Source organism: Aeromonas sp. s5 (assembly GCF_040907865.1).
In the GTDB taxonomy this organism is placed as follows: domain Bacteria; phylum Pseudomonadota; class Gammaproteobacteria; order Enterobacterales; family Aeromonadaceae; genus Aeromonas; species Aeromonas dhakensis.
The window spans coordinates 233,360-255,306 of sequence record NZ_JBFOCO010000033.1; the positions used below are offsets into that span (position 1 = coordinate 233,360).

Sequence of the window (21,947 nt, forward strand, 5' to 3'; positions counted from 1 at the left end):
AAACATCCAGTCTACCAGTTTTGGTGACGGGGGTGATCCTGTATGCCGAGCCAGAGGCCGGGCTCGGCGTGAAAGCGGGGGGCAAACCAGACTCGCTGGCCACCGGCGGGCAGTTCCTCCGGGTCGAGGGGACGCCGGCTGAGCCGGCAGGCCCCTTGCGCCAATGCAAGGCGAGCATCCCCCTGATACCAGCCGTCGGTGACGGGCAGGGCCGTGGTTTCGCGCAGCAGCCTCACCCCCCACTGGGTCACCAGCGCCGGGCACGCTTGTTCGGCCAGTCTGGCAGCCCGGGTCATGGCTGGTGCTGCCGGCGGGGTGAGGGTGCAGAGCAGCAGCACGAGGGCCCCCAGCATGGCCGGCAGCTCGCCCCGGCGTGGCAGCCCGCCTGCCAGCAGCACCAGGCCGAGCAGGGTGATGGGGGCCAGATGGCGGGGATTGTCCGGGTTCTGACCAAACAGGGTCCAGAGCAGCAGGGCAAGCCAGTAGAGGGACCAGCAGGGGGAAAGGGCGGCGCCATGGCCCTTGCATCGTTGCCACAGCGGCTGCACCAGCAGTCCCCCGACAGCCAAGGGCCAGAGCGGGGTGAGCTGCTCGTTGAAGGTATTCGTCCAGCTCAGCAGCCGATCGCCGTGAGCCGCCGCCGTGTTGCCCCACAGGGTAAAGTGGCCGTCGGTAAAGCGCCGCCCCTCGCTGAAATAGGCCCAGCCATCGGCCTGCCAGACAAACAGCAGGCAGGATAGCCCAACCAATGCGATGGGGAGCAGAAAGTTAAGCCGCTGACCTTTTTGCGCCATCCCCAGCCAGAGGGGCAGCAGGGCCAGCACGAAGTAGGAGGGGCGCAGCGCCAGCATCAGGCCCAGCAGCAGACCCGCCAGCGTAATCTTGCGCTGTTGCAAGGCCAGGAGAGCTCCGAGCCAGGCGGCCAGCGCCGGCCCGTCAGAGAGACCGGAGAGGGCGAGCGTCGGGGTGAGCGGCAGGGCCAGCACCAGCAGCCAGCCCGGCGCCAGCAGGCTGGGCCGTTGCCACAACTTGACCGCCAGCGAGGCGGCGAGCGGCGCCAGCAAACTGCTCCCCAACAGGCTTGCCCACTGCACCGCGCGGGCCGGTTCGTCCACCGCCAGATTGATCAGCCGCGCCAGCCAGATAAAGGCGGGGTAGCCCGGAAAGTGGGGGGAAAACTCCAGCACGCTGAAACGCACCACCCCGTGGGCGAAGTTGAGGGCATCGTCAGAATCGAGGGCCACCGGGAAGGCCAGCAGCCAACCAAGCCAGACCAGTTGTAGAAGGATCAGCAAGTAGGGTCGATTAGCGAAGCGTAATCGGCCATGGTGACGCCCCCCTTCTCCCCTTGTGGGAGAAGGGCCGGGGATGAGGGGGGCCGTCGTCATCAATAAGAGGTCATCAAAGTGCGTAGGGTGGGTAGCGCGCAGCGAAACCCACCGCTTGTCACAGCGAGGTGGCGCAGTGATGGGCAGGTAGCCATCAGAGCGGTGCCAGCACGGCCATCAGCGCTTTTTCTGCATCGCTAAAGGCGGCTGCATCGGCGGGCTTGGCGCCCACCCCGAATACCCCAGGGTTACCGATGGCATCGAGTACCTTGGCCAGCGCCTGCTCGGCGGCCTTGCGATCCCCTTCATTGAGGGAGGGGAGGATGAGATCCAGGAAGCGCTTGCTCTTGACCACCAGCACCTTGGCGGTCTGGTAGTCGCCAAGGTTCTGGCTAGCCCCCTCGAGGCGGCGCTCGATCTCTGCCTTGTAGGCCCGGTTGAGCAGGGTGGCGGTGGCTGCCGCGTCTTTGGCCTTGATGGCGGCCGCGAGCGGCGCTTGCAGCTCGACCTTGTGGTGCTCCTCCAGATAGGTCAGCTCCTCGGCAATCTCGCTCAAGGTGGCGCTGGCATCCTTGCCGTCAGTGGCGGCGCCCAGCAGCGCCTCGCGGGCATCGATCAGCGGCTCCTTGCCGGCGGCGGCGTAGGAGTAAGCCTGCGCCTGCCCGCTCAGGGCCAGCAGCAGGGTGAGGGCAAGTAAACCCGGGCGTATGGTCATCCTCTTCTCCTTGTTTGTTTATGGCGCGGCACTCAGGCCACGCTCTGGGTCTCAATCACGGTATTTTCGTTGCGATGGTTGAAGGTGTTGCGGCGTCTGTCTGCCTGTTGAACACCAGTCATCGTGCTCACGCCACGCTCTGGGTCTCGATCACGGTGTTTTCGTTGCGATGATTGAAGATGGCGTGGCGTCTGTCCACCCCGTCGATCACCATGTCAGCGGCCATCATCCCCATCTCCATGGCGGTGTCGGTGAAGATGTAGCGGAATGTCCCCTGGCGGCCGGTCATGATGAGGTTGGTGATGGGCATCAGCGCCTTGATGGCCTCGTTGCGGCGGGTCTGGTAGCCCAGATCCATCAGCGGATAGGCGTATTCGCTGCGAGCTTCAAATGTTTCATCGCCAAGCTTCTGGGTATCGACGCCGAGGCTGGCGAGATCAGTGGTGACCCTGCCGCGCAGATCAGAGAGCGGCGCTTGCCAGGTGGCATCTCCCGGGTTGCAGGGGATCTCCAGCATCACCGAAGTCTGGCCCTGGGGCGCCATAAAGGGGCTGCGGCGGCGCGGCTCCTGCAAGCGGGTGGCCAGAATATGGGGGTCGGAGAGGTACTGCCAGGTGTTGTCCGACAGGTTCTCCTGTTTGAGCGGCATATTGACGAAGCGCAGGGAGCGGTAGTGGAGATCGCACGGCAAGCCCAGATGCTGGCAGGTGAGCGGCAGCGGTAGGGTGGAGATGACCTGATCAAATCGCTCGCTCTGCTCCACGTTATCTTGTGACCAATAAACCTGTTCGATACGGCCATCAGCCTGCTCAAGGCGGGTGATGGTGGCGCCGGTTTTCAGCTCAACCCCCTCGGCCACCAGCCGCTCCCCCAAGGTGGTGAAGATCTGGCCGAAACCGTATTTGGGGTAGCGGTACTTGCGGGCATAGGTGCGCACCGAGATGCTGCCGTTGCGTCTTGGCAGCAGACGGCGCGCCACGTCTTTCAAATCGATCAGGCTGATGCGTTGGCCGGCCCAGTCGGCGGAGAGCTTGTCCGGGTTGATGCCCCACAGCTTGCCGGTGTAGCCCTCGAAGAACTGACGGTAGAGGGTACGGCCGAAGTGGCTCTGGATCCACTCGGCAAAGCTTGCCTTGGCAAAATCGGTGGGCTTCTTGGCAAAGGGCAACAGCAGCAGATCCTTCACCGCCCCAGCCATCAGGGCGAGCGGCGCCGTCTTGAGCAGGTTGGGCAGGTTCAAGGGGTAGTCGTAGGTGCGCCCACCGAAGCGGATCACGCTCTTGCGCTCGGCGTGGAGCAGATCGTCCCCCATCAGCTCGTCGATAAAGGCGAGCAGCTCGGGGTTCTTGGTGATGAAGCGGTGGCCGCCGTAGTCGAAGCGATACTCACCGTCGCGCCCCTTGAAGGTCTGGGTGGCGCACATGCCGCCCACCACGCTCTCCTGCTCGAACAGGGTGACCGCAAAACCGGCCTGTCGCAGGCGCCAGGCGGCCATCAGACCGGCAGGGCCGGCGCCCAGTACCGCTATGTGTTGTGTGTTGTTGTCGCTCATGACTCTGTTATCCGAAACGCTGACCAAAAGAGAAGAAGTGGAAAAGGCGGCCCCGCTGAGCCGCCTTGTCATCCGCTGCTGCGCCGCGCTGGGCAATCAGCGCTGGGGACGATAGTTGCGATGCCAGACGGTGACGAAGATCACCAGGTAGCTGGCCCAGGTCAGCAACTGCAGGCCGGCTGGTGAGGCATTGTAGCCAAACAGGGCGCGCAGGAAGGTACCAAATACCCCCTGATCGTCGAGAATGTGACTGATGTTGAAGACAGGCTCGGTCCAGAAGGTGATGAGCCCGGCTGCCTGCAGCATGTTGACGGCGGACGACAGCAGTCCGGCGGCGATGATGATGATAAGCAGACCGGTCCAGCGGAAGAAGGGGGCCAGCGCCACCTTGCGGGTGGAGCGCAGCAGCCCCCACACCAGTACCACCGACAGCAGCAGGCCGCCCAGCGCCCCCATCAGCCCCTCGTGCAGATCCACCCCTTGCCCGGAGTAGACCAGGGCCGAGAAGAAGAGCACGGTTTCAAAGCCCTCGCGCATCACCGCCAGGAAGGCGAGCAGCACCAGACCGAACAGGTTGCCGCCGTCGATGGCGGCATCGATGCGCGCCGTCATGGCCCCCACCTGGGATTTGGCCTGCTTCTGCATCCAGACCGCCATGTAGGTGAGCACCAGGGTGGCGAAAATCAGGATCCCCGCCATCAGCAAATGGTTGTAGCGCTCGCTCTCGAACTGGCTCATCACCACCTGGAACAGGAAGGCGACCACGAGAGAGGCAAGCAGGCCCAGCCCCACCCCCAGATAGACGAACTTGTTGTAGCGGCTCGCCCCCAGCTTGGCGAGGTAGGAGAGGCAGATGCCGACCAGCAGGAAGGCTTCCAGCCCCTCGCGCAGGGTAATGAGAAAACTTGCAAACATCAGGTGTGAGGCTCCGTAGCGGGCGTGACGGGGAGAGGCTGCAAGGTGAGTTGCAGCCGATTGAGTAGCACTATGGGTGGCTCCGGCAAGCTCGGCTCGGCGGCGCGCACCGCATCATTGACCCACTTGGGGTAGGTGCGGAAATTGAGTTTGATATCGGCCTTGAAGGGGCCCTGGGCATCCGCCGGCAACGGCCAGGCTTCATCGCGCCAGCCATCGGCCGGAATGCGGGTATCTTCAAGGAGCTTGGCGTAGCGCCAGAACTTGAGCCCCACCGGCTTGCCCTCGGCATCACCGAACACTTTTCTAAACAGTCGTGCATTTTCAGGGACCGCGCCATCCACCGGCTGGCCGCTGGCAAGCACCCGCTTGCCGCTGGCGTCGGTGACGGTCAGCTCCAGCCAGAGTTCACGGAAATCGGCCACCCCGGTGGGCAGGGCGTGGCCGGCGCCGGTATTGGCGACCCGCACCACCAGCGCAGGCTGGCCGCTCTGGTTTTCAATGCGGGCAGAGAGGGTGGCGCTTGAGCGCAAGAGCGCCAGGCTCTCCTGCTCGAGCGTTGCACTCCTCAGCCCCACCAGCTGGTGCTGGGCGCCGGTAAAGTTGTGGCGATAGAGCCGCTCTTTCACTGTGCCGTTTTCGGTGGACTGGCCCGCCACCGGCGCGCCGCCGTTGCCCGGCTCCGGGTTCATATGGCAGTCGATGCAGGTGCGGCGCTTGGCAGGATCTTCGGCTTTGGCGAAGCTGGATTTTTCCCACTCGTCCCAGGTGTTGACGATATTGGCACCGGTGCCCGGGGCAAACTCGTTGTGGCAGGACTTGCACAGGGCCGCGTCGCGGTAGAAATCCTTCTGGTAGGAGGCCTTGTGCATGGCGGGGCGGGCGTTGATCTGCCGCTCGGCCAGCCAGTGCTTGAGGCTGCCACCGGCGGTATCTTCGAACACATAGCTCTCGCGGTCTTTCAGATTCACGGTAAAGGCGCTGTTGCCGCCGGCATCTTCCACTTTGGTGATGCGATGGCAGAGCACGCAGCCGGTCCCTTCTTCCACCACGGGTTCACCTTTCTGGTGTGCGGCAATGAGCGAGGCGCCACCGCGCTCAAACATGTGGGAGCCCTTGGGCAGATCCTGCTGACCGTTCAGCACCTGCTGAGGCATGTGGCACCCCTGGCACCACTGACCGAAGGCCTCCCCTTCGGTTTCGCGGGCCAGCGCCTGCACCACCTTGTAGTAGGGGTGGGAGTTGCCCATCAGCCGGTGGTTGCTCTCGCTCCAGTCCTGGAATGCCTGTTGGTGGCAGTTCTGGCAGGAGGCGGAGTTGAGCCACTCCTTGGGATGGGTGGTCGGTGCCTTGGCGGGATCCGTGCGCGGGGCATCGAGCCTGAGCCAGTTGGCAAGATAGGGGAGGTTGCCATCGGCGGTGACGAAGGCGTGCAGATCCTCCATCATCGCCTTCACCTCGGGCTGAGGCCTCGCGGGGTCGACCGCTTCGGCGCCATCGCGGGTGTCATGGCCCATGCCGCCCTGGGTCTGCTGGGTCATGCGCAGGTATTCGCCAATAAAGTCACCCGCCACCATGTTGACGAGGTTGGCGTGGCCGTTGATGGCATTGTCGCCGCTCTGCTGGCGGTGGGCCGCCATCAGATAGCGGTTGGTGAAGTTGAACCCGTCCAGATGGCAGGAGTTGCAGCTCATCCAGTTGTCCCCCGCCATGGGGAAGCGGCTGTTGGCGGCGGTGTTGCCCAGATTGAACAACCGCTCGCCGCGCTGAAGCGCTTCGGGGCGCGGATCCGTCTCGACCAGCTTGGCGAAGTGGGGGACATCCACTGTGACCCGGGCGAAGGGGCCGCTGCCGCCGGTGTTGAGGCGGGTGAGATCCTGCCCCATGACGTTGTGTACCAGGATGTGGTTGCCGTCTACAAACAAGTCCCGCGGATTCTGGCCCGGCAGGTGGCGAAGGAGCTGGGTCGCCTTGGCGCCGCCCTGAAACTTCTTGCGTCTGTGGCGGTTGCTGTTCTGCTTGCCGCTGCGCGACAGGTCGAACACCAGCAGGTCCTCCGAACCCGCCAGGGTCAGGTAGACCCGCTTGCCATCGGCGGCGAAGCGCGCCGCGAACGGGTTGGAGACGATCTGGCTGCGGTTGCCGACGCTGGGCAGGTTGATCTGCAAGAAGAGCTGCTTTCTTTCATCGACCCGCTCTTTCTCTTCATCCAGATCGATGATGGCGACCGCCGGGAAGACGGTGCTCTGAAACTGGAAGGGGTGGTCGAAACTCCACAGCACGTGGGGCAGCCAGGCTTCGCTGCCATCGGGGGAGAGGGTGATGCCGTCCAGCAGGCGCGGCAAGCCCTGCGAGTCGCTTGGGGTGTCGCTGTGGGTCTCGGCCAGGGTGATGAGCTTGGGCTTGGGCAGGGTAGCGCCTTTGGCGCCCTTCTCAAGCTTGGCGAGATCATAGATGGCGAGCTGGCCGGTCATGGCGTGGGTGAGCAGCAGGCGATCGTCGTCGGTCAGGGCCAGCCCGCGGGGTGTCTCGGCGGTTTCTGCATCCAGCTGCAGCTTGCCCGTGGTGTCATAGGCCTGCAGGCGGCCTGCTTCGAACAGCGTGACCCAGAACCACTGCCGTTTGGAGTCGAAGATGACCCCGTAGGGACGATGGCCGGTGGGGATCGCCTTGTCCAGGTCGAGATCATCATCCAGCAGCAGCAACCGATCGCCACTGTAATCGGTGACCAGCAGGGTGCCATCGTCGGTGCGGGCCAGCTGGCGCAGATCGCCCCCCAGTTGTGCCTCTTTGAGTCGCTTGCCGCTGTCGCGCTCAAGCAGGGTGACCGAGCCTGCGCTCTGGTTGGCGGTGACGAGGCGCGGGGCGTTCCCCTCGTCATAGGCAATCATGGCGGCGCCCATCTCCTGGGCCGAGGCGGTCCCCAGCAGCAGGGTGGCCAACATCAGGGATAACAACAACTTCAACATAAGGTCAGGTGCGCCATTTCAAGATGGTCCAGCGCCAGGCGTGGCGCAGCACCAGGGGGGTCAACGCGAGGGCGCTCAGCCAGTGGGCCCAGCTGGCAAGGTTGCCGAGGCTATCGCCCGGGGTGCCGTGCAATACCAGCAGCAGTCCGCTGGCCAGACAGACCAGCAGCAAGGCTTCGATGATGCGGCCCGTGGTGCGCAAGAATGGCTTGCGGCTTTTGCGCAGCAGGCTGCGATGGGAGAGCCAGAACGCGCCGAACAGCAGGGGGAACAGGGTGAGCGAGAGGGCGACGTGCAGGAACAGATTCCAGCGTGCCAGCGACCAGAGCGGGGTCAGCGGTTCCCACAGCAGCAGGCCGGAGAAGAACATCAGATAGAGGGAGCCCTCGGCGGCCTGATGGTGATAGGCCAGCCACTGCCAGCAGTGTCGTGGTGAGAGGGAAAGGCTTGTCATAGGTGCTCCAACGCCCGGGCAGTTCAGCCCGGGGGAGCAAGTTTACAATGCAGTAAAGGTAATGAAAAGAGTTATCAATTCGGCTCTTGATGAATAAAGGCTGAATGAAAACCGGCGCTACTTGTGGTCCGCCAGCCGCTCGGTGACCGCGTAGATGAGCGCTGCGGTGGAGAAGGCGAGGAAGACGATGACCGACCACTTCATCTCAATCTCGTTGCCGGTACCGTCGGTCAGGAAGGCCTTGAGCACCTCGATCCCGGCGATGGTGACCAGGGAGTTGATGACGATGAGTTTGAGGGAGGCAAAGTTGATCTTGCTGAGCCAGTTGTCGCCAAGGGCTGCCCGCTGCTCTGGGGTCTTGATGAACTGCACGTAGCCGCAGATGGCCACCAGGATCAGCATCTGGGCCACCAGCACGAAGTCCACCAGGGTCAGCACCCCTGTGATGAGATCCAGATAGGGGATGTCGATGATGTCGCGACACAGCTCATAGAGCTGCATGGCGAACTTCACCATCAAGAGGGCGACACAGACAAGGATGCAGACATAGAAGGGAAACATCATCAACCGGCTGCCATTGAGCATTAAGTTGAAACGGCGCATAGAAACTCCTGAATCGAGTGGGGGTCGCAAAGGGCAAAGCATGTCTCTACCCTCTGACAATAAACGGTCTGGACAAGATGATGTCGTTCAAGCAGGACATGACTTATCGGTTGATGTGGTCAAGAGATGCACAACCAGGGTGCAATAGAGGACGACCAGCAACAGTGTCGCGAGTCGATCCCATACCAGGTGCAGCCCTTGCTGATACTGGGGCAAGGCGGTTCCCAGCAAAGTGATGTAAACCGTCATTGCAGTTTGTACCACCACTTTGGGCCAGGCTGCCGCCAATCGTCCCGCCAGCCAGATGCTACCGGCGAGCGCCAGCAGTGACAGGAGCAGGGGAGACTGACTGATGTAGGCCAGCAGGATCACCGGGGTAGCCAAGGCCGCCGCCAGCAAGTTGGCCTGCAGCAGTGGTTTGCTGTTCATTCGTGTCAGATGGGGGTCGCTGGCGCGCAGCAGGTTGGCAATCGTGGCCCCGATCAAGATGGCACTGCTGTCTTGCAGCCAAATGGCGATGCCGATGGCCAGCAACAGAGCGGCGCTCTTTCCCAGGATCAGCATCACCCTTTCATCACCGCGCATGGCGGTCAGAGGCGTTAGCGGAGGGGAAGGCCGGGGCCAGATGGCAAAGGCCAGCAGACACCATAAATAGGCGTTCAGAAAGGCTTTTCCCATCAACACGGGGAGTGCCAGAACCAGCGATGGCTGGCTTTGTACCAGCACCATCGTCATCGACGACACGATCAGCACCAGCAATCCGGGCAGATCGTCAGGGTTCTTGCCAAGGCGGGCAAAGGCCAGAACCACAACCGCAGCCATGGCGAGCCAGAAAGCGACGGGATTGGTGCCGACCACATGTGCAAGAAAACAGATGAGCGCGGTACAACCGACGATCAGTGCCAGCATTCTCACTACCATCATCAGCGGCAGGCGCGTCGGACTCAGCATCAGCATGATGACGATGAACATGGGGATCAGAAAGGGCAAGGCCTGACCCGTGGCCAGGGTAACCGTCAGTGCCGCCATGGGAATGACGCCAAGACGCAGGCTGCATTGCCACCACGCTTTGTTCATCATCAGGCAATATAGGTCAGCAGGCTGACAACACGGATCCAGCCGGCGGCAATCGTATCCATCATGCCCACCTTGTTGGGATAGAAAATGACGGTGGCCTGGGAGCCATAGCGCAACCCGCGGGGGAGTGCCTCATCCAGTACCAGGCTCACTGGAAACTGGCGCGCACTGGGGCTGTTTTGTGGTGCCGTGAGCAGGCCGGTGGTCTGGTCTGTGGTGGTATTGCCAGCACTGCCCCAACCCAGGGTATCGAGGTGAGCTTTGAAGACGCGGCCGGGGAGTACATCGAAGACCACTTCGGCCTTGATGCCCGGTCGCAGGTATTCCAACGAGTTTTCGGGCAGCATACAGCTGATCCAGACCGCCGAGGTATCGATGAAGGTCATTGCCGGACTTCCCACGGCGGCATACTGGCCTGGCGCCAGCTGTATGTTGGTAATGGCCCCCTTGTTGGGCGCTTTGACCGTGGTGCGAATGAGATCGAGTCTGGCTTTGGCCAGGGCGGCCATCGCTTCTTTCAGCTTGGGATTTTCATTGCCGGCGGGCCCGAGGCTCTGTTCTGCACGGCGCAACTCTGCCTGTGCGGCCGCTAGGGAGGCTATGGCTTGCTGCAAGGTTGCCGTCGCCTGATCCCGCTGCGCGATCGACATGACCCCTCGTTTGGCCAGCTCGACCACCCTGGCGGTATTGTCGGCAGCGTTATCCTTGGCCGATTTGGCCTGTACCACCTTGGCCTGGGCGGTTTGCACCGCGGCAGTGTCAGCCCCGATCGATTGCCCGACAGCTGCCACATGGGCTTCAGCTTGGGTGACGGCAATCAGATAGGGCTCCTGGTTGATTTGAAACAGCGGCATGCCGGCGGAAACCTGCTGATTGTCACTGACTTCCACCGCAGTCACCCGTCCGGCCACCTCGGGGGCCAGGCGGATCAAAAAGGCCTGTACCGTACCCTGGCTGCTCATCGGGGTCAGGCGTTGAGCAAACAGCACATAGACCAAGACGATCAAGGCAAGCATGACCAATTGCAGCGTAAGACGCCGGACGGGATCTTTTGGTTGCTTGGTGGCTTGAGCAGGCACTGCTTCTTTTTGCATCGCATCCTCAGACATGCCAAGGGGTCCTTCTGACGGTGTGTACAGGGGCGGTAATTGTGATAACGAATATCCGGCAGAGGCAAGCAAAAAAGCAAGGGTGGTGTCGTGAAAGGGCACGGAAGAAGGGGATGCCGACACCCGGGCTGAGGCCGTTCGGTGGAAGTATAAGCCACGGCTACCTGATGGCAGCTTCGAACGTTGGATACGAAAAAGCCCAGCCAAAGGCTGGGCTTTCGAATGTGGCTCCCTCGACAGGACTTGAACCTGTGACATACGGATTAACAGTCCGCCGTTCTACCGACTGAACTACGAGGGAATTGGCTCCTCCTACTGGACTTGAACCAGTGACATACGGATTAACAGTCCGCCGTTCTACCGACTGAACTAAGGAGGAATTGCCTGTCTCGTCGAGACGGTGCGGATATTAATGGCCCGTCCGCCGGGTGTCAACCCGCGATCCGTTGCAAAAAGGGGATTTCGGACCGTTTGCCCAAAACTTGGCCGCTGCGGACTATTTTCAGCACAATCAGCAGCTTGGAGTGAGCCTCGCAGGCTCGCCAAGGGGGAAGCAGCCGAGTTAGGAGGTAGATGAAATGCATTGGCTGCCGGGACAGGATGAGGGAGGGGCGAGCGCCGGCACCGTATCCGACGGGTAGATATAAAGAGGGGGAGGGCGCGCGACCAGGATAAGGAAGGGAAAAATTGGTTAGCAGGCGAAGTGAGTGTGCTGCGTAATGGTGAGAAAAGTGGTCGATATGCTGACTATCACCGGCAATATTGCGTGGTAACGGCCATTCATTGATCCCGCCCATCGAAATATTTCATCGGCTGGGGTATGGTTGGCCAGGATACCATCGCCGTGTCGACAGCTCTGCCGGCCCTTGATGATGATCGGGCGCCGGTTCAATCCGGCCTTTATCTCCCTCTTCTGGTATTACGAATACATGCACAACCAAGCACCTTTGCAAAGCGTGAAGCTGGCCATTGCTTTACGCCAATCCTGTATTGACGAACCCTACAGCGTTCCCCGCTTCGGCCGCGACCTGATCGCCGGTATCACGGTCGGCATCATCGCCATTCCACTGGCCATGGCGCTGGCCATTGCCAGTGGTGTGCCGCCCCAGCACGGTCTCTATACCGCCATCATCGCCGGCATCGTCATCGCCGTGACCGGTGGCTCCCGCTTCTCCATCTCGGGGCCGACCGCCGCCTTCGTGGTGATCCTCTATCCGGTGGCCCAGCAGTTCGGCGTGGGTGGCCTGTTGATGGCGACCCTGATCTCGGGCTTCTTCCTGGTGGCCATGGGGGTGGCCCGGCTCGGGCGCCTCATCGAGTACATTCCGCCATCGGTGACCCTGGGCTTTACCGGTGGTATCGCTATCGTGATCGCCACCTTGCAGATCAAGGACTTCTTCGGTCTGCAGGTGCCCGAGATGCCGGAGACCTATATTGGCAAAGTCGAGGCACTGGCCCATGCCCTGCCCAGCTGGCAGTGGGGGGATACGCTGGTGGGGGTTGCGACCCTGGCGGTGCTGCTGCTCTGGCCGCGCCTGCGTCTGCCAGTGCCCGGCCACCTGCCCGCCGTGCTGGTGGGGGTGGGCCTTGGCTTTGGCCTGCATCAGTTCGGGGTGGACGTCGCCACCATCGGCAGCAAGTTCAGCTATACCCTGGCCGACGGCAGCCAGGGCATGGGGATCCCGCCCATCGCGCCGACCCTGGTGATGCCCTGGGCCCTGCCGGGGCCGGATGGTTCGCCGGTGGAGTGGAACCTGGCCGCCATCGAGCGCCTGCTGCCCGCGGCTTTCTCCATGGCGATGCTGGGGGCCATCGAATCCCTGCTCTGCGCCGTGGTGCTGGACGGCATGACAGGTCGCAAGCACAGCTCCAACGCCGAGCTGGTGGGGCAGGGGCTTGGCAACATAGTCGCCCCCTTCTTTGGCGGCATCACCGCCACCGCTGCCATTGCCCGCTCCGCCGCCAACGTGCGGGCCGGGGCTACCTCTCCCATCTCCGGCATCGTGCATGCGCTGGTGGTGCTGGCGGCCATCCTGGTGCTGGCGCCCTGGCTCTCTTGGCTGCCGCTCTCGGCCATGGCGGCCCTGCTGCTCATCGTCGCCTGGAACATGAGCGAGGCGCACAAGGTGGTGGAGCTCATTCGCCGCGCCCCCAGGTCCGACGTGCTGGTGCTGCTGGTCTGCCTGTCGCTGACCGTCATCTTCGACATGGTCATCGCCATCACTTTCGGGGTGATCCTCGCCTCCCTGCTGTTCATGCGCGAGATTGCCAAGATGACCAAGCTGCACAACCTGGCGGATCACAAGCGCTACGCCCATGAAGTGCCGGAGCAGGCGCTGCTCTACAAGGTCAACGGCCCGCTGTTCTTCGCCGCCGCCGAGCGGGTGTTCGGCGAGCTGGTGGCCCAGGTCAAGGGGCACAAGCTGCTGGTGTTGCAGATGGAGGCGGTCTCCATCCTGGACGCAGGTGGCCTCTCCGCCTTCCTGCAGTTTGAAAAGCAGATGGCCAAGGCAGGGGTGCAGTTGCGGGTCGCCGAGTTGCAGTTTCAGCCGCTCAAGACCCTGGCGCGCGCCAAGGTGCGTCCGGTGCCCGGTCAGCTGGAGTTTTACGGCTCGCTGGAAGAGGCACTCAAAGGCGAGCATTTGCACGAAGCGGCTGGAAATTGATTGAAAGGGATACGAAACGGCATGTTTTTAGTCACTTGGTTCGGATAATGAGCAAACGAACGCAAAAAGTGAAAAATTGCATTGACCGAATGCCGTCGTATCCCGTACATTACGCCCCGTTCCAGCGCAACGGCGCAACGAACGAAGTGCTGGCTGAGCACGTTAAACAACAGACCAAAATTTGGTGAGGTGACCGAGAGGCTGCCCACCGACGAAGTCGGCAAGATGCACGCGCAGCGTGCTCCGAAAGCCACTTCAAGAAGTAAAAATTTGGTGAGGTGTCCGAGTGGCTGAAGGAGCACGCCTGGAAAGTGTGTATACGGCAACGTATCGAGGGTTCGAATCCCTCCCTCACCGCCAAATATAACCCGTTGAATTTCAACGGGTTTTTTCATTTCTAGACTTACGTGATTTTTTTCCTGGATCAACTGGGTGGAACAATCATGTATCTGAGTAAAAATGCCTCCGGCACCTACTACACTCGTCTCCCGCTGCCTAAGTCACTACGTGACCGTGGCTTGCCCTTCGCTATCCGTACTTCCCTTTGCACCAAAGATCGTCAGCTCGCCGTAGACCGCAACCTAGCAGTGGCAGCTCGTACTCGTGCACTTATCGCGGCTACCCCTGCTGATACTTCCCCTCGCAGTTTCTATCGCTGGATCCGCGCCGATCTTGACGCGTTCAAAGTCGCGGGGTTCATCCCTCCTCAAACACCTTCCACACCTTGTGAACCTTCTGTTGATGCCCCAGCTTGCCCCAGCAGTGGGATCACGCTCACCCACGCATTGGCGAGATTCATCGAGACTAAAACCAGTGAGGGGATCCAGCATAGGTCGGTGGGCCAGCTCCAACTTCGGATCAACGCCTTCGTCACCTGGGCCAAAGGGGTTAAAGTCGATGAGGTGACGCCCGCTCTGGCGCAGGAGTACCGCAACAGCTTGCTGCGCAAGACCAACCTCAGTTTCAAAACCAAAGGAGATTACCTCGCCGCCCTGAAACAGTTCTTCCGTTGGTGCGTGGCGCTGGACTATTGCAGCCGTAACCCTTTTGATGGGTTGACGGCAGGCAAGAAGCCGCACAAACGGGCGGATGAGGAGCGAGTGCGCTGGCATCGCCCTCAACTGGCTCAGCTGTTTGCCAGCCTGCGCAGCAAACAATCCCAGAAAGGCAAAAAATTGAGGATCCAAGACTGGTGGGTGCCCCTGCTGTGCCTGTATGCCGGGCTGCGACCCTCCGAGGCTTGCCAGCTCAAAACTCAGAACATCAAACAGGTTGAGGGGATTTGGTGTCTGATGGTCGATGCGGGAGAGGTGGATCAGCAGCTCAAAACCGTCAATGCTTACCGTACCGTTCCACTGCACAGTGCGTTGATCGGACATCAATTCCTGGACTATGTGGAGAGTCGTCGCAGTCAAGGGAAGGTATTTTTGTTCGATGACCAACCATCAGGCAAAGACGACGACTGGGCGCATAACATCACCTGTCGCTTCCAACGCCACCTCAATGATGCTGGCATCGTAGGTCAGGGCCGTCCCACGCTTTACGGGCTGCGGCATAGCTTCATCGATGAGTTACAGCAGGCGGATGTCGCTGAGCATTTTGTGGCCGAACTTGCGGGACACAGTAAAAACGGCCTGACGTTTGGCCGCTATGGCAAACGCGTGAACATTAGGCTGCTGAATGAGAAAATCCAATCCCTTCCTACCGACCTGATACCCCACCACCTGCTGTCAGGGGGAAAATCACCGTAAAGATGACGCATATTTTTTGGGTAACAGGGCTGTCTACCCCCCATGAAAAAACCAATATGAGAGCATTTCTCGGCGGTTTAATGGGGCGAGTAGCGCCCTATCATCATGATTTATAATGATTTTAAGCGCACTGGAAAACATTTAAAAAACCCAATAAAAAAATGTTGACATTTCTTTTTCTTTGTGGGTCATTCTCATTGACAGGTGGGCCTCAATCGTTGTAGTATGCTGATAAAGCTGCTAACAAGGACATAACAACGACAGTAAACACGAAGGATCGAAACGAAATGAATATGGCGTAGAACACACCGACACGTTTATCTCGTTCAAACAAGGGTTATCACCCCTTCAGATTTAAAAAATACCACCAATATCACAGCTATCTTCGATACGCTGAACGGGTTGTTATTACCCAAATTCGGGTGAAGTGAATAACACATGGTATTTGCTTGATGCAATGTTGAGTAAAAATCTGACGGGAACATTTGATTATATCGATTAAATGACATCAGCTATCGCTAATGTATACTTGGCATTTGACAAATTAACAGGATTTTGAGGTGAAACTTATCTGTTTATAGCGTCACAGAGTAATTTATATCGCTGTTTTTAGGTGCACTATTACCCTCTCGGTATCGATGCGTGAGCATCACGTTTTGCTATTGCTGTTTTTGTAATTGAAGGAGTATTTATAACTGTAATGAGGGTAATTATGAACAAATAAACCAATAAAAGGACCGTTCAAAAACAAAAAACTAAACACAACACTGTGCGTTCAGTCATTGTTGATGAGCATTCACTGGCGGCAGCCATTCGTCAGCACCTGGAAATCAAAAAATACCAGTATGCGCAGACAACCTATGACATTTCGAAGCGTAAAGCAGAACAGTTGATAAAATGGATTGGTGATAAACCGCTGACGTCATATCGTGCGAGTGACATTGAACTGCTCGTAGTGAAATTTTGCAACAAAAAATATAAAGGAAATACCATTAACCAATATTTGGATATATTGAGACAAGTCTTTGCCCGAGCTGTCAGCGATGGTGTTATTCATACCAGTCCAATGGATGGCATTAAAAAATGTAAATTTGAGGTGGACGAACCCGATCCATTTTATCAATACGAAATTAAGGCATTTCTCGCCCTGAAAAACACCCATTTGCTGGAGGTGTCACTCATCCAACTCGGTATCTCTACGGGTCTGCGCATCAGTGAGTTAATGGCGGTCAGTGCGGAGGCGGTCAATCTCGACAAGAAGACCTTATTGGTTGACCTTGCGTTGGTTGATGGGCAGTACAAAACGCCCAAAACCAGGGGATCTATTCGCACGATAGAGCTGTCAGAACAGGCTGTTGGATCTCTCAAGACCCTGATGAGGCTAGCGGAGCATCGTAAGGCTAAGAAGATTACGGTCACGAGGTCGGACAATCGCACTCAGATGAGTGAACAACGCACCCTGCTGGCTTACTACAGCGCCAAAAGGCGCAGTTATGCCTCGGTTGATGAGTTCCGTGAGCGGTTTTTCAGGCCGTTCTGTCAGGCTGCTGGGGTGCGTTATCGGGGGCCATCTCAATTTCGGCACACCTATGCAAGCCAACTGCTCTCGGCGGGGATCAGCATCGAGTGGATAGCCCGTCAGATGGGGCACACCGGTACAGAAATGGTGGTACGCCATTATGGCAAGTGGTTGATGGAGGACGCCCCTGATTATAGGGGTAGGGCTGACACGGTATTTAATGCCTGTATGGCTGGTCAGCAGGCTCAAGTTACTGTGCCGAGCTGTAATCAAAAAACTGAAGATAAAAACACAGAAAGCGAATTCGATGTCGACGCATTACTGGCAACTCCTGCTGTCATGCAGAGATTAATGAGTGTTTTAATGCAGCGAATTTCTGTGGCGCAGTAAATCACTGTCTACATCACGCATTCAGCATTAATTTAAAACTAAATCGCACCTTTAATAAAGGGATCCACGTCGTGGGTGGAGAAATCCTGCCCACTATCTAAAGAAGGCGTTATTCAAGCGCTCTGGGAGATGACCGAATGGCTACACAGGCAACGGAAAAGGAATATGAAAGACTGGCAAAAAATCATTATGAAATCCTAAAGGAAAAGGGCCTCAATATCACAGCAAAAAACATTGCGGATGAATTGTTGGCTCGCGCTTCAGAATGCAGTCCTGGCTATTGGAGAAAACTGCGCTGTGCACTGGTATATCATCAACGATTGTTGAATTTTCCCGACGCGGCCGAGCGAATTCAAGCCCTGAGTAGGCCAGATATACCGGTTAAGGCAAGACAAAAAAGAGTTAAGAGGGTCGATAATGATGACCTCGTTGCACTGACTCAGTATTTTAAGGCGCGTAATGACAGCGCTATGTTGGCGGCCATGTTGTTGTTTATGCGCGCGGGGATAAGACCTGCTGAACTAGCCACCATAACTGCGCAGGGTAATCGGCTCACCGTTATCGGAGCCAAAAAAAGCCATAATGGCAAACGTGGTGCAGATAGGGTCTTACAGTTTGACACTCTTTCGCCAGAAGAATTGCAACTTATGGTGACCGAGGCAAAGAAAGCAAAAATTGGCTCATTGCAGGACAAGCTGCGTGCGGCGGGCAAAAACCTCTGGCCGACGCGAAAATCGCTGCCGACCTTTTACAGCTGGCGCCATCAGATGGGCTCTGAGCTCAAAGCCTCAGAGCTCGACCGGCAGCGCATTGCCTACATCATGGGTCATCAGGCAACGTCTTCTGTGGACAAATACGGCAATCGTAAATCCGCCAATGGTTACGTGTTACCCACTTGCCCAGCGGATGCTGACCTGAGCCATATCAGGACAACGCACGCCGAGCTTTCTGTGGATAACAAAACTTATCGCCAGGTAGCTACACCCACAACAGTGGCTGAGCCTTCGCCGAGCGCAGATTCAACTGCCCCAACAACGCCGAGAGGCATGGCGGCATTCATCAATCGGCATCGCGATGCCGATGACGACTTATCCCGATAAGGGAGCGGCTACAGGGGGACTGCCTTGCTGCTATCACAGCATGGCAAATCCCCCTGGGGCGCAACCGTAAGAACGCCTTCGTCGCAACCGTAAGAACGCAGAGCCAACACAGCGTAAGAACGCGGGGTAAAACATTCTTACGAACGTAAGAATGTGGGTGTGGTGAGAGTAGCGAACCCGGAACCCCCGTAGGTTGCGCAGCGACCGGAGTGGGGTGGAGAACCCATTTTTATGGAGGGTATGAAGCGATTAATATGGCATGACAAAGGAGCCGAATATAGGGGTCAAGGTGGAATCTGACGAGGCACGAGGAGGAACTACCTTGATGCCTATATATCGGTGACGGTCATCCATATTGATGGCGAAATACCAGACATAAAAAATGTTTAGATGATTATTTGTTATTACACAAAACGCAGCCATAACATCGCTTGGTGCTGATCAATCGAGGGCGTTTACATCACAACCAGTATCTAACCAGCAGAATTTATGACAGCCGAAAAGGCACCATATTGTTTAACAACATAGAGGAAATAGATGAAAATTCTAAACGAAATTTTGGCAATCATTTCAGAACACCCGCGCACCGGATCTAGCAGGGTGCTGACTGCTGCGTTGGCATCGGCATGTAACACTCAATACACAGTGTCATTGCTCGATGTGTCTGTGAGGCTCGATGAGAATGGCAGGCGGCTGGTTGAGCGTCTTGCTCGGATCACTCAGGAACCTGACTATTCGAACGATGCACAGGATCAGGCGCTCGAACGCCTGCGGGCGCTAGGACTCACTTGCTGATCACGAAATTAAAAAGTAGAAAATGACAAGGCTTCTATATAACAACAATCAGGCGATAAAGCCGAGGACTATAAAAATGAATAATAATGAAAATACTACAGCGGGGCATGATATTCCGTCATATGACGGTCAGAACGTAGGCATTGCCACACAACAGGTTCAGCAGGCTGTCAGGTCGGTGATGCAGGGTGAGCTGCTGACCCTGCCGGACATGAGCGCTACTGGCCGCCCCATCAAAACAAGCTCGAATTTGTTTGCCCTTATCACATTCAACGCTTGGGATCCACGCTACAACCTGATGACGGGTGAGGCAGAACTGGCAGATGCGGATGGTGAGCGTCTGGGAGGCTCTGAGGCGGGTCAGCGATCCGCGCTGGTTGATGCCTGCCAGTTGGCAGGTGTGCCGGATGCCGTGATTGAGGAGCACCTGATCGCAATTTGTGAGCGCCACAGTTACCACCCTGTGCGTCACTGGCTCGAACGTGGGGCTCCGTGGGACGGGATACCGCGCATCGATGCGGTGATTGCCACCCTCAATGCCGCTAATCCCGCCTATGCGGGGGGGGTATTGCATGCGTGGCTGGTGGGGTGTGTCGCTGCGCTGTATCAGCCACGCTGGCACTCGAAACTGGTGCCCGTGTTGGCGGGGCGCAGTCCTATCGAAAAAGCGCCTGGGTGAGCCGCCTGGCTGCCGTAGTGCCAGGTTCGACCCTCGATTGCTCCATCAATCCAGACAAACCGGATGACGTGCGCCGCGCTGTGTCAGCGTGGATTGTGGAGTTGGCTGAGCTAGAGAGCACGACCAGACATGAGGCGGGCTCGCTCAAAGCGTTCCTAACCAGGGAGAGCGACTGTTTCCGCCTGCCCTATGCCCGTAGCATGACGATTAAAAAGCGACAGACGTCATTTATTGCCACGGTCAACGGGTCGGGTTTTCTCAAGGATACAACCGGTAACGCCAGATTTGCTGTTATCGAGCTGGCTGCGGCAGCTGATGTTGAGCGCCTCAATGCGGTCCTGGGCTGGAGCTGGAATGCAGGCCGCCTCTCCCTGGCTGATCCTGAGCAACTGCGCCAGTTCTGGCTGGAGGTGTTGGCTCTTTATAAGTCTAACGCGTCGTGGTTTCTGGATGACGGGACAGTTGCCCTAGCCGCCGCTGCAAACGATCTACACACCGACAAGGGACCGTTGTATGATTTTATCTGTCACCACTACCTGTCGAGCGAACATGTTCATTCTGAATGGCTCATTGCGAGCGAACTATGCACCAGACACGGTGAGAAACTGAGCGTGGCGGGCGCTTGGGGTAAAGCGCTCAAATTGCTAGTAAGTGAAGGCAAGATCCAGAGCCGCAAGGGACGATCCAACCAAACCTTGTACTGTTTGCCCATAGTTAACCCCACAGCGACGGGTAAAACTGACCAGAAGTGACTCTCAAGCTCTGCCGATATGGTGGGGCTTTTTTCTGCCCGTCTGTTGAATAGATGATTAATTGGTTAAGCGCAGGTTAAGTGGTTTTTCTAGCTTCTTAACCAGCCTCAAACCCTCGCCATTACTGGCCTACAGTGGTTCTTGGTTAATTGATTAAGTAGTTTATATATAAATTCACTGAGTAAACCTTGATAAGCGCCTATCCAGCATTCACCACGCTTCATAGCAACTTCACTTACCCAGCTTAACCATCATTACCTCAAACGCTGTCATGGCAAGGGTTTGAGGCTGAGTAAGGGGAGATTTACTTGCTTAACCTGCATCTAACCAAAGTAACCCATGACATCCAATAAAGAATACCGATCATCCCTACAACTCGGCAGGTGAATTAGGGCGTAGAGGCTATAAAACGCAAACTGGGTAGAATCTGATTTTCTTATTGCCGTTGAGTGCTCAACGGCAGATTAGCCACATCAACCCCTCTGCGCCCTTGTCGGTGATTATCAGTCAGCACGAGTCATGCCAAGCAACCAAGCCGTTTCATTGACAATATTGGTTTTGGTCGTGATATAGCTCATGTTCATGGTTGTAAAAGCATGATATGGTTGAAAAAACATTAAAAACGCCCAAATGACTACGATGATACTGACACGCTTGACAGCGTAGTCAGTCAGTCAGTCAGTCAGTTGGGTGCGGTAGCCATTCCTATGCGGAGCCGAACTACAACAAGCCGGACGGGACGACTTCGGCTCAAATGAGCCCTCCCTTGGAGCTCATTGGGGAAGACCTAACGTGGTTTGACACTGGTATAGCACGAGTGCAAGAGGAAATCCGGCCGGAGTCATTGCCGCGCCCAGAGCCGTACATACGTAATACGCTGAATGTAAATCTTTCCAAGGCCTCCTGATCAAAAGGAACAAGATGAGAGTTCTGAACGCAGTTTTGGCAATTAAAAAGAACATCCGCTGATTGAATCCACTAGGGTGCTGGCTGCCGCGCTAGCATCCGCTTGCAACGCAAGCTACACAGTATCACTGTTAGATGTGTCTGCGAGCCTTGACGATAACGGCAAGAGACTCGTTGGCCGTCTTGCTCGAATTACTCAGGAGACTGATTACTCGAACAGTGCGCAGGATCAGGCCCTCCACCAACTTCGGACGCTCGAGTTGATCCACTGAATCGAGGAAAATGCTGCAATTATTAGCGGTATTTTACTCAGGCGACTCAGTACACTAACGATGGCGGTATTGATGGCATCATCAAAGAAGATAAGCTCGGGCTCGATTCCATCTACCTGCAAGCCAAGCGCTACCGCGACAACACAGTCGGTAGGCCAGACATCCAAGCGTTTGCCGGTGCACTCGATATGCACCGAGCCCGTAAAGGGGGGTTTATTACCACCTCCAGTTTCAGTAAAAACGCCCGTGATTTCGTGACCATGATTGAAAAGCGCATCGTGCTCATCGATGGCCGTGAACTCGCAGCATTGATGATAGAGCACAACGTCGGAGTTTCGACCCGTGAATTATACGCCGTTAAGGCAATAGATTCAGATTATTTTTTGGAAGAGTGA

General features: G+C 57.6%; 13 protein-coding genes, 3 tRNA genes and 2 pseudogenes. 7 read left to right on the forward strand and 11 right to left on the reverse strand.

Annotated elements, in window-relative coordinates:
* Window positions 1-11: 11 nt before the first annotated feature.
* The 11 genes from AB5Y94_RS20405 to AB5Y94_RS20455 all read right to left on the reverse strand — a co-directional run bounded on the left by AB5Y94_RS20405 (window position 12) and on the right by AB5Y94_RS20455 (window position 11,101).
* Entirely contained in the window at window positions 12-1,295 is a 1,284-nt protein-coding gene (locus AB5Y94_RS20405; RefSeq protein WP_368206437.1) for a hypothetical protein, read from the reverse strand.
* A 187-nt stretch (window positions 1,296-1,482) separates the two neighbouring features.
* Window positions 1,483-2,043: a hypothetical protein gene (locus AB5Y94_RS20410; protein WP_368206438.1), complete on the reverse strand. Its 561-nt coding sequence runs from the start codon at window positions 2,041-2,043 to the stop codon at window positions 1,483-1,485.
* Between the two features lie 127 nt (window positions 2,044-2,170).
* A complete protein-coding gene (locus tag AB5Y94_RS20415) occupies window positions 2,171-3,595 on the reverse strand; it encodes an FAD-dependent oxidoreductase (protein ID WP_368206439.1) in 1,425 nt (474 codons plus the stop codon).
* 96 nt (window positions 3,596-3,691) lie between these two features.
* Complete coding sequence (locus AB5Y94_RS20420) at window positions 3,692-4,510, reverse strand: FTR1 family protein (protein ID WP_368206440.1); 819 nt, start codon at window positions 4,508-4,510, stop codon at window positions 3,692-3,694.
* A complete protein-coding gene (locus tag AB5Y94_RS20425; RefSeq protein ID WP_368206441.1) occupies window positions 4,510-7,479 on the reverse strand; it encodes a YncE family protein in 2,970 nt (989 codons plus the stop codon). The genes AB5Y94_RS20420 and AB5Y94_RS20425 overlap by 1 nt, the downstream gene beginning before the upstream one ends.
* A gap of 4 nt (window positions 7,480-7,483) precedes the next feature.
* Window positions 7,484-7,933, reverse strand: coding sequence for a hypothetical protein (locus tag AB5Y94_RS20430; protein WP_005302000.1), 450 nt, complete (start codon window positions 7,931-7,933; stop codon window positions 7,484-7,486).
* Window positions 7,934-8,050: 117 nt separating this feature from the next.
* The gene (locus tag AB5Y94_RS20435) at window positions 8,051-8,536 is read right to left on the reverse strand and encodes a YqhA family protein (RefSeq protein WP_005301997.1); all 486 of its coding nucleotides are present in this window, start codon (window positions 8,534-8,536) and stop codon (window positions 8,051-8,053) included.
* Between the two features lie 87 nt (window positions 8,537-8,623).
* Window positions 8,624-9,616: a DUF2955 domain-containing protein gene (locus tag AB5Y94_RS20440; protein WP_368206442.1), complete on the reverse strand. Its 993-nt coding sequence runs from the start codon at window positions 9,614-9,616 to the stop codon at window positions 8,624-8,626.
* Window positions 9,616-10,722, reverse strand: a complete 1,107-nt coding sequence (locus tag AB5Y94_RS20445; protein ID WP_117403292.1) for an HlyD family secretion protein — start codon at window positions 10,720-10,722, stop codon at window positions 9,616-9,618. The genes AB5Y94_RS20440 and AB5Y94_RS20445 overlap by 1 nt, the downstream gene beginning before the upstream one ends.
* Before the next feature lie 225 nt (window positions 10,723-10,947).
* Window positions 10,948-11,023 (reverse strand) — tRNA-Asn (locus tag AB5Y94_RS20450).
* A gap of 2 nt (window positions 11,024-11,025) precedes the next feature.
* Window positions 11,026-11,101, reverse strand: a tRNA-Asn gene (locus AB5Y94_RS20455).
* A gap of 490 nt (window positions 11,102-11,591) precedes the next feature.
* On the opposite strand from AB5Y94_RS20455, the gene dauA reads away from it, so the two are divergent.
* The 7 genes and pseudogenes from dauA to AB5Y94_RS20490 form a co-directional block, all read left to right on the forward strand.
* Window positions 11,592-13,388, forward strand: a complete 1,797-nt coding sequence (dauA, locus tag AB5Y94_RS20460; RefSeq protein ID WP_181969378.1) for a C4-dicarboxylic acid transporter DauA — start codon at window positions 11,592-11,594, stop codon at window positions 13,386-13,388.
* 272 nt (window positions 13,389-13,660) lie between these two features.
* A tRNA-Ser gene (locus tag AB5Y94_RS20465) sits at window positions 13,661-13,748 on the forward strand.
* 83 nt (window positions 13,749-13,831) lie between these two features.
* Complete coding sequence (locus AB5Y94_RS20470; protein ID WP_368206443.1) at window positions 13,832-15,139, forward strand: tyrosine-type recombinase/integrase; 1,308 nt, start codon at window positions 13,832-13,834, stop codon at window positions 15,137-15,139.
* A 769-nt stretch (window positions 15,140-15,908) separates the two neighbouring features.
* Window positions 15,909-17,048 carry a tyrosine-type recombinase/integrase gene (locus AB5Y94_RS20475; RefSeq protein ID WP_368206444.1) on the forward strand — a complete coding sequence of 380 codons (1,140 nt, stop codon included), beginning with the start codon at window positions 15,909-15,911 and terminating at the stop codon, window positions 17,046-17,048.
* A 137-nt stretch (window positions 17,049-17,185) separates the two neighbouring features.
* The gene (locus AB5Y94_RS20480; protein ID WP_368206445.1) at window positions 17,186-18,148 is read left to right on the forward strand and encodes a site-specific integrase; all 963 of its coding nucleotides are present in this window, start codon (window positions 17,186-17,188) and stop codon (window positions 18,146-18,148) included.
* 1,093 nt (window positions 18,149-19,241) lie between these two features.
* A pseudogene (locus tag AB5Y94_RS20485) lies at window positions 19,242-20,374 on the forward strand (VapE domain-containing protein).
* Window positions 20,375-21,596: 1,222 nt separating this feature from the next.
* A pseudogene (locus tag AB5Y94_RS20490) lies at window positions 21,597-21,947 on the forward strand (restriction endonuclease); the annotation flags it as partial.